The 12,117-nt window shown below is 55.3% G+C and carries 11 protein-coding genes; all 11 read right to left on the bottom strand.

The annotated features are described in order from the left end of the window. Nucleotides 1-612 (bottom strand): prepilin-type N-terminal cleavage/methylation domain-containing protein, encoded by a 612-nt coding sequence (locus ABJT94_RS02995; protein ID WP_348477593.1) that lies wholly within the window; start codon nucleotides 610-612, stop codon nucleotides 1-3. Between the two features lie 649 nt (nucleotides 613-1,261). Continuing rightward, nucleotides 1,262-1,642, bottom strand: a complete 381-nt coding sequence (locus ABJT94_RS02990; protein WP_348477592.1) for a type II secretion system protein — start codon at nucleotides 1,640-1,642, stop codon at nucleotides 1,262-1,264. Nucleotides 1,643-2,037: 395 nt separating this feature from the next. Next, complete coding sequence (locus ABJT94_RS02985) at nucleotides 2,038-2,394, bottom strand: VOC family protein (protein ID WP_348477591.1); 357 nt, start codon at nucleotides 2,392-2,394, stop codon at nucleotides 2,038-2,040. Nucleotides 2,395-2,409: 15 nt separating this feature from the next. Then, the gene (locus ABJT94_RS02980) at nucleotides 2,410-3,336 is read right to left on the bottom strand and encodes an iron-siderophore ABC transporter substrate-binding protein (protein WP_348477590.1); all 927 of its coding nucleotides are present in this window, start codon (nucleotides 3,334-3,336) and stop codon (nucleotides 2,410-2,412) included. Nucleotides 3,337-3,612: 276 nt separating this feature from the next. Next, nucleotides 3,613-5,256: a glucose-6-phosphate isomerase gene (gene pgi / locus ABJT94_RS02975; RefSeq protein WP_348477589.1), complete on the bottom strand. Its 1,644-nt coding sequence runs from the start codon at nucleotides 5,254-5,256 to the stop codon at nucleotides 3,613-3,615. 356 nt (nucleotides 5,257-5,612) lie between these two features. Further along, nucleotides 5,613-5,993, bottom strand: coding sequence for an aspartate 1-decarboxylase (gene panD / locus ABJT94_RS02970; RefSeq protein ID WP_127556156.1), 381 nt, complete (start codon nucleotides 5,991-5,993; stop codon nucleotides 5,613-5,615). 87 nt (nucleotides 5,994-6,080) lie between these two features. Next, complete coding sequence (panC, locus tag ABJT94_RS02965) at nucleotides 6,081-6,923, bottom strand: pantoate--beta-alanine ligase (RefSeq protein ID WP_348477587.1); 843 nt, start codon at nucleotides 6,921-6,923, stop codon at nucleotides 6,081-6,083. A gap of 59 nt (nucleotides 6,924-6,982) precedes the next feature. Then, nucleotides 6,983-7,780 carry a 3-methyl-2-oxobutanoate hydroxymethyltransferase gene (panB, locus tag ABJT94_RS02960; RefSeq protein ID WP_348477585.1) on the bottom strand — a complete coding sequence of 266 codons (798 nt, stop codon included), beginning with the start codon at nucleotides 7,778-7,780 and terminating at the stop codon, nucleotides 6,983-6,985. Nucleotides 7,781-7,953: 173 nt separating this feature from the next. Beyond that, complete coding sequence (gene folK / locus ABJT94_RS02955; protein WP_348477584.1) at nucleotides 7,954-8,448, bottom strand: 2-amino-4-hydroxy-6-hydroxymethyldihydropteridine diphosphokinase; 495 nt, start codon at nucleotides 8,446-8,448, stop codon at nucleotides 7,954-7,956. Nucleotides 8,449-8,471: 23 nt separating this feature from the next. Further along, nucleotides 8,472-9,821 (bottom strand): polynucleotide adenylyltransferase PcnB, encoded by a 1,350-nt coding sequence (gene pcnB / locus ABJT94_RS02950; protein ID WP_348477628.1) that lies wholly within the window; start codon nucleotides 9,819-9,821, stop codon nucleotides 8,472-8,474. Between the two features lie 731 nt (nucleotides 9,822-10,552). Continuing rightward, a complete protein-coding gene (locus ABJT94_RS02945) occupies nucleotides 10,553-11,992 on the bottom strand; it encodes a sigma-54 dependent transcriptional regulator (protein ID WP_348477583.1) in 1,440 nt (479 codons plus the stop codon). Between the last annotated feature and the right edge of the window lie 125 nt (nucleotides 11,993-12,117).

Below are 12,117 nucleotides of genomic sequence, written 5' to 3'. Positions count from 1 at the left end.
TTAACAACCCTCATCCCAGTAGCTGGTTCGATAGCCGGTGAGCTGAACCGTTTGGCCGCGAGGGTCTGAGGCGGTAACGGTGATTCTTGCTATGCGGGGCGTGCAACCCGCCGTATTCGACAGCGTACCCAGTGCCAGGCCCGTGCTGGTGTCCACAGTAACCTGAACCCGGTAGCTCGACAAACCGGGCAGGGCGTTCCCCTGCCGGTCGCGAATACCGGGGGCGAGCCCGTCGTCACTGTTGGAATCGAAGCCGTTGTAGTCGCAAAGGTTATCCCATAGCCTGCGGTCGTAACTGGCGCCGGTTTCCGGTGTGGGGCATATATCGGGGTCGGTTATTGATTCGTCGATGCGTGGGTCGTCATCGCCATCAAAAAAAGACTGGCTCAAGACCTCATTCAACGTGCTCTGTGCCACCATATTGGCCTGGCTGCGTAACATCGGGTCAACATTATTGATCGTCAAAAACCCTAGGCTCTGCAGAATGGCAGCGGCAGCAATGCCAATGATTACAATGGAAATGACCAGCTCGATCAGCGTCACGCCGCGCTGCGAGTCGCGCTGATGTTCGTGAGCTGAGGCATGAGTGCGCATGCTACTGAATCGCCACATAGCCAGTGACTCCATCCAGTTGCAAGGTCGTAGCGGGTGTCAAGCCAACAATCTGAGTGCCACTGGGCACCGGGTTTGCGGGTAAATTGGTGCAATCACCTGCTGTGGTGCTGCGGTACAGACGACCCGTTGGGGTGAAAAACAAACGTTGCAGTGAGTTGCTTGTGAGTGTGCCTGTTAATTGGGTCGACTCACCAGGTGCGTTGACGGGCGTTATAAAATTCAGTGGAGCACTGCAGCCAGCACCACTGGAACCACTACTCTGGCAGTCGTCATCTTGCAATACGGACCAGCCGGTGGTGGTGAGGCGAATTTCTAGGGTGCATTGAGAAGTTGTGGCACGATTGTGTGCGTAAGTCAGAGTGGACTGAAGGTTGGTTCTTACACTGTTGTTCGAAAAAGGAGTTGAGTTGAAAAATCTAGGAGCGGCAACAGCGGATATGATGGATAGCAGTAGCAGTACCAGAACTAATTCGACTAGACTGAACCCAAAATAAGCTTTCCTCATTCAGATGTACCTATTCAATTGCACTTCTATGAGAAAGGTAAGTGAAATCGAGCCAATGTAGGTTTTGATTGAGTCTAAAAAAGTGCCCTGCAAACTTGCACAGACTAGATAGCAAGGCACTTTTTGTTCTTATCGTTACTCTTACAAACTGCCTACACACAATACTGAGTCGCCAACAGCTGTTGTTGCAGTAGCACAACTATCGTCTGTAAATGTTGGTACAACTTGTGTGCCACCACTGATCGTAACTTGAACCCCAGTCGCAACTGCTGATATCCCGTCACCATCAATGCCTGCCGCTAACTCAGTTACCGTTGGAAAAGCGGCGTTCCCATTTACGCGATTTTCCGCAACTAATATTCCCCATGTGCTTTTCACGGCACCAGTAAGGCCAGCTTCAGTGGCGTCCGTAGCCTGGGTAGAAAAATCAACAAACCGTGGCAAGGCAAAAGCAGACAAGATGCCCAGAATCACGATAACCATGATCAATTCAATCAATGTAAAACCTTTTTGCTGTTTCATAGTCAGTATCCCAATATTAGTATTAAAGCTTGTCTGGTGTAACTTTCACTTAGCCAGAACCGTGCCAAAGAATAAATTCCGGATCCTATTTCTACTTACTTGGCCATTCCATGGGGTCCAGAATGAGACTTGGCTCTCAATATTGGCGAGTTTATGCGGTTTTTTTGGCGTTGCAAGGGAGTAGGTCGTATTTCGGGCATTGTAATGACAAAGGATTGACGATTTGCACAAAAAATTGAGTGAGGTGGGTGTTGCAGGGTTTAAAAGTGACGCATGGCGTCAGCTTTATGGGGGCTATAGGCGAGGAACAGCGGGGGGTACTGAAAGCTAATGCTAGGGCAATCAGACTTACCGGTAAGCGTAATATTGCATGGCTAGTTTCAGTCAGTCATCCCTTACTGATTCTGGGCAATTCGCCACAGCACCCCGCCGGGGTCGGTCAGCGTGAATTCACGCATGCCCCAGGGCTGATTTTCCAGGTCAGATAATTGTACGCCGTAGGTCTTCGCCAACTGCTTTTGTGACAATATCGCGTGCCAGTCATCGACGCCTTCCACCAGGCAATGCATAACACAGTTCCGGGCATGGGCTTCGACATAGAAATTCTGCAAAAGAAAGCTGCAGTGCTGGTAACGCACATAAGCCAATTGTTCATCCCGCCAGGGGATCTCAAACCCCAGGTCCAGATAGAAACGACGCGACAGTTCAAAATCCCTGGCGGGTATAAAGGCTTTGATTTCCTGCATTTTCATGATCATTTCATCCGGCTATTTGAGGGTGTCAGCCAGCTCCGGCACCAACTCATCCAGTGCGTAGGTGAGGCTCAGTGGGCTGGAAAAAGACAGCGCAAAGCGCTGTTGAGGCGTTAAGATGACTTCGCGGCCATCCTGATGTGCCTGCAATGTTCTGCGCAGGGGCAGTATGTCATCGGATTCCAGCTCGCCCCAATACCAAACCAGGAGATCCACATCGAGCAGATCGAAACGTTCAAGACTGAAGGTGGTGTAAAAGGCATCGCCAGCCAGTTCGTCGTAGATCTCTGGAATAACAAACCCCAGTTCGGTAAAGAAGCGGCTTCTGGGTTCGCCGCTGGCAAAAGCACCGGCCTGGCCATTCGAGTAGTAAGCCGCCGCGACCGTATTGCCCTCAAACTCAGGGTGCTCCTTCCGGGCCTGTTCAAATCGTTTTTTGATGTCGGCTATCAGGGTATTCGCTTCGTCGACTTTGCCCACAGCGCGACCGATGATGCGCGTCTGTTCCTCCCAGGGCGTGGCATAGTCAACATAGTCTGCCGGTTGTAGAACGGTGGGGGCGATCAGCGACAACCGATCGTATTCTTCGCGAGTGGTTCCGGCGTAGATGCCGATGATCAGATCCGGCTCCAGCTGGGCAATGGTCTCAAAATCGAGTGGGCCACTGCCCAGAACGACCGGCTCTGCATCACCGGCAGCGGCCTCTGCCCAGGGCCAAATGCCATGGGGCACCGGTAAGGCCCAGGGTCGAACGGCGATGGGCACCTTGCCTAAAGCAAACAGATCATCCTGCTCGGTGTAGCCGACCGAAACGATGCGCTCGGGTTCGGCAGTCACCGTCGTTTCGCCAAACTTGTGTTCAATGGTTACCGGAAAGCCTTCCGCGGAGGCGACTCCCAACAATACAACATAGGTTATTGAAGCCAGCATGCTGTGTTTCATTGACTGCTCTCCTTGTTTCCAAACCGGTGACGAGCACCCAATCCAGAAAATGATTTATGCGAACAATATTGATAATTAGTATCATTAGCAAGTCTGAAGCTTGGTCTTTGAGTCATCGTCAGGAGAGTGGGGTATTAGAGCTAGTGTCCAGGCAGTAGAGCAGCGCAAAGTCGACAGCTCATGCAGGCCAGGCGATGGGCGGAAGATGCGGGTTCGGTTGGGGGCCGACCCGTTGAGGACGACCTCACCCGGCAGCCAGGTGAGGTCTGTTGCCATTTAGCGGTTTGCTTGTCTGAACCGTTCGATTAGCTGAGCAGTGGAGCTGTCGTAGCCATCCGTATTGCCTGACTCCAGGGCTTCAAACACACTGTTGCCCAGTACCTTGCCAAGCTCAACGCCCCATTGATCGAAGCTGTTGACGCCCCAGATAATGCCTTGCACATACACCTTGTGTTCATACAGGGCGATCAGCGCGCCCACCACCTGTGGCGTAACCTGTTCAAACACCAGGCTGTTGCAGGGGCGATTGCCCGGTACCACCTTGTGCGGTACCAGCTCGGCAACGGCGGCCGCATCAAGGCCTTTTGCCTTCAGCTCAGCGGTAACCTCGGCTTCGGTTTTTCCTTCCAGCAACGCCTGTTGCTGGCCAAGATAGTTGGCAAACAACCAGGGGTGATGATCGGCCACCGGGTTGTGGCTTTTCAGCGGCATCAGAAAATCGGCCGGGATCAGGCGGGTACCCTGATGCAACAGCTGGTGATAAGCGTGCTGGCCATTGGTCCCGGTACCGCCCCAGATCACCGGCCCGGTGCTCCAGCCAACCGGGTGGCCATCCTGAGTTACGGCCTTGCCGTTGGATTCCATATCGACTTGCTGCAGGTGGGCCGGCAGGTCCTTCAGGCTTTCGTCGTAACTGAGTACCGCATGGGATTCAGCCCCCATGAAGTTGTGGTACCAGACGCCGAGCATGCCCAGGATGACCGGAACATTGTGCTCAAGGCCGGTGGTGCGAAAATGCTCGTCCATGTCATGGGCGCCACTGAGCATCTGCTCGAAATTGTCGAAGCCGATCACAATGGCCTGGGCCAGACCAATGGCCGACCAGAGCGAGTAGCGTCCACCGACCCAATCCCACATCGGAAACATATTGGCTTCGTCGATGCCGAATTCAGTCGCGGCTTTGATGTTGGTGGAAACGGCGACAAAGTGGTGCTTTACCTGTTCCGGCTTGCCACCCTGCTGGAAGAACCATTCACGCGCGGCTTCAGCGTTTTTCAGGGTCTCCAGGGTGTTGAAACTTTTTGAAGCCACGACAAAGAGCGTTGTTTCCGGATCAAGATCCCGGCAGACGCTGGTGACGTCGGTGCCGTCGATGTTGGCAATGTATTTGAGGTTATAGCCGTCTTGCCAGTAGGGCTTCAACGCATCGGATACCACTTTCGGACCCAGGTAGGAGCCACCAATGCCGATGTTGACAATGGTGCGCAGCTTTTTACCGGTGTGGCCGGCAAAGGCACCACTGTGAACCGACTCCGCAAAGGCTTTCATTTTTTCCTGAGTGGCGTTAACCGTCTCATTGATGTCTTCGCCACCCACCTTAATAGGGCGCTGGCTACGGTTACGCAACGCAATGTGCAGGGCGGGGCGGTTTTCACTGTGGTTGATCACCTCACCGTTGAACATGGCCTCAATGGCTTCCGGCAACTTGGCCAACCGTGCCAACGCCATCAACTGGTTCATAGTCTCGTCGGTTACCCGGTTTTTGGAATAGTCGAGCTCGATACCGGCGGCATGCTCGGTCATGCGGGGGCCGCGCTGCGGGTCTTCGGCAAAGAGGTCGCGCATGTGCACATCGGCGATGGCAGACTGGTGTTCTTCGAGCTTTTTCCAGGTTGCCAGTTGGGTCGGATCGTAAGCCATAAGTCGGTTCCCGATTGTTTTTGTGGATTAGGATTACTAAGAATGCATGGAGGGTAGGTTGGGGTGTTTTGAGGCGATACCAACCAAACCGGAAAATAATTATGTAATTTAATTACAAAATGACGGGAAAAACCACCGATTGGTGAAATTTTCCGACAAAAAAGACGTAGGATATGAAGGGACGCGACACATCAAAGGACGTAGAACACAGAAAGACGCGGAACGTTAAGAAACGCAGGGCAGGAAAAGACGTTTCAGCCAACCGCAAAGCCCCTGCTTGTGCGTCTCTTTATGTGTTGCGTCCCTTAGTGTTCCACGTTCCTTCATGTCTCGCGTCTGTTAATGTGTTGCGTTACTCACGCAAGTTGAACAGGCAGAGCGTTGCTGGTGTGACTGACGGTATTATCGTCGTTCATGTAGAGCATGCGGGGTTTGAAGGTTTCGAGTTCGGCTTCGGAGAAGTTGGCGTAGGCGCAGATGATGACGGTATCGCCAACGCTGGCTTTGTGAGCGGCGGCGCCGTTGACCGAGATCATGCCGCTGTTGTCTTCACCGCGAATGGCGTAGGTGGTGAACCGCTCGCCGTTGGTCACGTTGTAAATCTGAATCTGCTCGAACTCGCGAATGCCGGCCATATCGAGCAAGTCGCCGCCAATGGCGCAGGAACCTTCGTAGTTCAGTACCGCATGTGTGACCTTGGCCTTATGCAATTTGGCCTTGAGCATGATTAATTCCATTGCGCACCTCGTATTGAACCCCCGGTCAGCATCAGGCGTGATCCGGAAGTGGGGTTTTATTGGAAACTGTGATTGGACGCAGTCTGCCTAACGATCCACCTGAACGTTGTCGATCAGCCGTGCCTTGCCGAGGAAGGCCGCCGCCAGGATGACCAGTTCATGGTCGTCGTCTGCGGCCGGTTCCAGATCGATGCGGCGGCTTATATTGAAATAATCAGGTGTGAAGCCGGCATTATGCAGGGCTTCCTTGGCCGTTCGGGTCACTTTGGCCAAGTCATGCTCGCCCTGCTCAATGGCCGCCTTGGCGTTGCACAGAATGCGGTAAAGAGCGGGTGCCTGTTCCCGCTCGCTGGCGGTCAGGTAGTTGTTGCGTGAGCTGTGGGCCAGACCGTCATCGGCGCGGCCGGTATCGACGCCGATCATCTTAATGGGCAGGAAGAGATTGCTGACCATGGTTTTCAGTACGGTGAACTGCTGAAAATCCTTAAGGCCGAAGACGGCGCAGTCCGGCTGTACCTGATTGAAAAACTTCAGCACGATGGTCGCCACACCAACGAAGTGTCCCGGGCGGCTGGCGCCACAGTGCAGTGTGGTGATCTTGTCGACACTGACTCGGGTCAGATCTGGCTCCGGGTACATGACCGCCTTGTTAGGGGTGTATAGCAGATGGCAGCCTTCGGCGATCAGCTTCTTGGTGTCTTCTTCCAGGGTGCGTGGGTAGCCGGAGAGATCTTCGTTTTCGCCAAACTGTGTCGGGTTGATGAAGATGGACGCAACAACGATATCGGCGTGCTCCCGGGCGCTCTTGATGAGCCGCATGTGGCCTTCGTGCAGGTTGCCCATGGTGGGCACCAGCGCCACGCGCTTGCCGTCTGCCCGCAGGTCGGCGAGGGCAGTGCGAAGGTCGTCGAGAGTAGCAACAATTTTCATAACAGAGTCACTCAGGGTCAGTTACAGAGCCGGGCAGTGGGGTGTCGGGCGACAGGCGCTTAGTCGAACGCGTGTTCCGGACCTGGAAAAGCGCCGGATTTCACGTCGTCAATGTAGCGGGTCACCGCATCGGCCAGGGTGTTGGGTTCGGCCATATAGTTCTTCACAAACTTTGGCAGGCGGTGCTGGGTGAAGCCCAGCATGTCGTAGCTGACCAGCACCTGAGCATCGGTCACGTTGCCGGCACCAATGCCGATTACCGGCACCGGCACGGCGTCGGTAATGGCGCGGGCCAGATCAGTCGGTACGCATTCAAGCAACACAAAATCAGCACCGGCCTCTACCAGGGCAATGGCATCGTTGATCATGGTCTGGGCGGCGGCTTCGTCGCGCCCCTGAACCTTGTAGCCCCCGAACTTGTTAACCGACTGGGGCGTCAAGCCAAGGTGCACGCAGGTTGGGATGCCGGCGCGACTGAGCGACACAATGCTGTCGGCAAGCCAGGCACCGCCCTCGAGTTTGACCATGTGTGCACCGGCCTGCATGAGCTGGCCCGCATTGGCCTGGCATTGATCAACACTTGAGTAGCTGTTGAACGGCAGATCGGCGATGACCAGGGCCCCCTGGTTGCCTCGGGCAACGGCAGTGGTGTGGTACACCATCTGCTCCAGGGTGACCGGCAAAGTAGAAGTGTGGCCCTGAACCACCATGCCCAGTGAATCACCCACCAGCAGGGATTCGACACCCAGGGTAGAGAACATCTGCGCAAAAGAAGCGTCATAGGCGGTGAGCATGCTGAATTTCTGGCCGTCGGCGACGAGCTGTTTCAGGGTGGCTACCGTGTGATTCTTCACCATCGGGGCTCTCTCGATCGGTTAGGTGGGGGCGAATGGTTGCGATTTGGGGGGGCTAAGTCAAGCCGGTGTGATGGTATGCCATGTATTGGTGCTGTTCAGCGGTTTTGCCGCCACGGTTTACCGGCTATTCGGGGTTTCGCGGTGTCATTGTTGAATGGTGGTTGGTAATGCGCTTACAGGCGGCTTATCGCCTGGTCCCGGGTGTGTTCCAGCCAGTGGTTCAAAGACTGATTCCCGAGCACCAGGTCAGGTGCAATGTCGGCTAGCGGGCGGATAACAAAAGCCCGTTCATGCGCTCTGGGGTGCGGCAGTGTCAGCTCGGGGTCTTCGGATGTAACGTTCTGATACCAGATGATGTCGAGATCGAGCGTGCGTGGCCCCCATCGCACCTGGCGTTCACGGCCGAAGTGATGTTCGATCTGATGCAGGGCATCGAGCAGCGGGAGGGGGTCGAGCCCGGTGGTGATTTCACAGACGGCATTCAGGTAGTCGGGCTGGTCGGCCGGGCCACCGATGGCAGCGCTGCGGTACCAGGGCGAGACCTGAAGCACCCGGGTTCCGGGCAGGTCACTGAGCTTCTCCAGTGCGCCATCAAGTGCCTCGGCGCTCACGCCCAGGTTACTGCCGAGCGCAATGTACACTCGATGTTCCAGTGATGCAGCAGGCATTCGTCAGAGCCTTGGGGCGTCGTTCAGGAGGCTGACTCGCCACGGTTTTGCGGTGGTCGACGGCGCCGGCGGCGACGCGGGCGGTCACTGGCCGCTTCGCTGGCCATATCGCGGCGAATATCCGGGTTTTCAGTCTGGTAGTCGGTCCACCACTGGCCCAGATTGCCCGTTTTCTCGCCAGCACTTTCTCGCAGCAGCAGGAAATCGTAGGCCGCACGGAAGCGGGGGTGGCTGGCGACTTGCTCAGCGCGTTTCGGCGTGCGTTTGGGCAAGCGCAACTGGAGCTCCCAGATCTCTTTCATCGGGATCGAAAACCGCTTTGGAATAGCGATGGATGAAATCTGATGCGCGACTATTTTACCCATAGCCTGCAACCAGGCGGGTTGTTCCGGTGTGCCCATGTTGATGCTGTGTTCGGCTTCTTCACGAACCGGAGGCCACAGCAGAGCCGCATATAGGAAGGCGGGAGTAACGGGCTTGCCACGATTGATGCGATCGTCGGTATTAACCAGAGCCTGTTCTATGAAGGCATCGTAATAGCCGTCGGATGAGGCTTTGAGTGCAGCGTGTGTCGCCGGTAACAAGGGCTCAACCAGGTTGTATTCACGCATCAGGCGCCAAGTGGCCAGGCCGTGGCCGGACATCAGCATTTTGATCACTTCGTCGAACAGACGCGCTGCGGCCACGTTGCTGAGCAGCGGTGCCAGCTCGGGAATCAGGTCGCCAGTGCGTGGTTCAATGCTGAAGCCAAGTTTGGCAGCAAAACGAACCGCGCGCATCATCCGTACCGGGTCTTCACGGTAGCGGGTTTCCGGGTCGCCGATAATGCGCAACACTTTGTTTTCCAGGTCATTCATGCCCGAGCCGTAGGCTTTCAGGGTGAAATCTTTGGGGGTGTAGTACAGAGCGTTGACGGTAAAGTCGCGACGTTCGGCGTCTTCTTCGAGTGAGCCGTAGACGTTATCGCGCAGCAACAGGCCTTCGTCGGACTGTTTCTGCAGATGGTTGTCGTTGTTGTCGTCTGTGCGCCCACGAAAGGTGGTCACTTCGATGATTTCGCGACCAAAGGTAACGTGGACAATGCGGAAGCGACGGCCAATCAGGCGGGAATTGCTGAACAGCTTGCGCACCTGTTCGGGCGTGGCGTCGGTGGCGACGTCGAAATCCTTGGGTTTCAGGCCGAGTTGCAGGTCGCGCACGCAACCGCCGACCAGGTACCCTTCGTAACCGGCATTTTGCAGGCGATACAGCACTTTCAAAGCGGTATGGTTGATGTCTTTCCGGGACACGCGGTGCTCGTCTCTCGGAATTGTATTCAACTCGATGCTGTTCGTTTTTTGCGGTAACCAGCGTTTGATCCAGTCCACTACCATGGTTTGCACATGATCTCGCATTGTTCAAAGAGCGCGCAGTTTAGCGGAAGCAGCCATCATTCTCTATGCCTTGCGCCCGTCAATATGTCCATTTGATGGCTAAAATCGGCCTGATGGCGCGAAATGTCTCATAGTAAGCATGTTACTGAGGTGCGATGGCAATGAATTGAACCCGGGGGTAGCAGCGTCGGCGTAACGGATAAGAGGAATCAGGTGAGGATGGATATAACTACGAGCGGCCGGCACGAGGCCGGCTCTAGCAGCGTGACGAAGCATCACGATCTGAACCTGCATACTGAAACAGGTGAGTGGGGCTTATTATTCTTGATGTCTGGGGATCTTGATGCCCCCATGACCTTACACTGTCATTTGTTTTCTTATTATTAGTGTCGTTTATTGTTTTTGTTGTTAGCAGCTGACAATGGTATTTGCCCGTTTGTTAATGCTACCCCCTTGTTATTGTTTTTGGGTGGGGGTTGCTTGTGGTTGGCCCGTTGTTGTTTTTGTTGATGGGCCGATCTTCTCTTGCCCCTTAGATATTGCAGGTGCTGTGCCAGCTTTAAAAAATCGTTATAAAACAATAAGTTAAAAAATACTGATCAAAATGTAAGCAATTTGTCAGTGGCCCGTCAGCGATGTTTGTTACCGTAAGTGTCAGAGTTGTTACGTGCGTAAGGCTATGTAACAACGCTGAGGCTCGAAAGCCAGGTTACTGGCGGATTGGCGGGGGGTTACTGGGTGGTCGTGCTGGCGGAAGAGGCGGTACTGCCTTTCTTGGGGCGGGGGATGCCCAGACGCTGGCGACGCTCCCAAAGGCACTTGCGGCTAATGCCGAGCTTTTGCGCCAGCTCGGTTTCCGACATGCCTTCCTGGTGTTCGAGCACGAAATGCTGGAAATAGTCTTCCAGTGACAAATCGTCTGCGTCCTGTGAGTGGCTGTTAATGCCGGATGAGGCGATGGGAGCTTCTTCGCTGACCAGGGTATCCGGTATTTTCCAGTCTTCCTGGTCTAAGCCCATTTCATCGAGGGTAATCTCGCCGCCTTCACTGAGAATAAGGGAGCGTTGTATGGCGTTTTCCAGTTCACGCACGTTGCCGGGCCAGTCGTAGTGCAACATGGCATCGCGGGCGTCTTTCGACAGCAGCACGGGCCCGTCGAGTTTGAGCCGGCGTGCGTGCTTGGCAATGAGGTGCTCAGCAATTTCAACGACATCCTGTCCGCGCTCGCGCAGCGGCGGCAGCGTTACTTCAATGACTTGCAGCCGGTAATACAAGTCTTCCCGGAACCGGCCTTCCTTGACCAGTTGCTTGAGATTGCGGTGGGTGGCCGCGATCAGCCGGACATCGACGGTGCGTGAGTTCACCGAGCCAACCCGGCGCACTTCGCTTTCCTGTATCACCCGCAGCAGCCGTGCCTGGGCTTCCATTGGCAACTCACCAATCTCGTCCAGAAACAGGGAACCGCCCTCGGCGGCTTCAACGAGGCCCTGACGGGCGGCCGTTGCGCCGGTGAATGCCCCTTTCTCGTGACCAAAAAGCTCCGACTCGATCAGGCTTTCGGGAATGGCCGCGCAGTTGACGCTGATCATCGGCTGGTCGTGGCGGGGGCTGTGCTGGTGGATGGCGCGTGCGGCCAGTTCTTTACCGGTACCGGACTCACCGTGAATCAGAACGGTAATATCGGCCGGTGCGACGCGGCGAATTCGATGGTAAAGACGTTGCATTGAGTCGCAGCTGCCGACCAGGTCGCCCAAAGTACTATGCGGCTGATGGTGGCTGGCTTGGGGTTGGCTGTCGCCCGATTCATGCTGCACCCGCTGCTGGCGGTGGGTGCTGACAATGCGCCCGACGGTACGCACCATTTCTTCGTGATCAAATGGCTTGGCTATGTAATCGACCGCCCCCATTTTCATCGCATCGACGGCGGAGCGCATGCTGGCATAGCTGGTCATGATCAGGACTGGCACGTCGCCGGCCATATCGATCAGGTCGGTACCCGGTGCGCCGGGCAGTCGCAAATCGGTAATGATCAGATCGAACCGTCCCAGGTCGTGCTGACTGGCTTCGGTGACCGATTCGGCTTCTATGACCTGGTATTGATGACGTTCCAACAGTCGTTTGAGGGCTGAGCGGATAATGCTCTCATCTTCAACTACCAGAATGTCACTCATGTCTGACCTCCGTCATGGCCCGGTTTGTTACCCGGACCATCGAATGTGTCTTACTGCGTTGTCTGCCAGGCAGACCGCGATGTGCAGTCAACCCCGACGCCCCGGGCCTGATTGCTACCATGAAG

It is taken from the genome of Saccharospirillum sp., assembly GCF_039982735.1.
Lineage (GTDB): Bacteria > Pseudomonadota > Gammaproteobacteria > Pseudomonadales > Natronospirillaceae > Saccharospirillum.
This window is presented reverse-complemented; position numbering and strand designations above follow the sequence as displayed.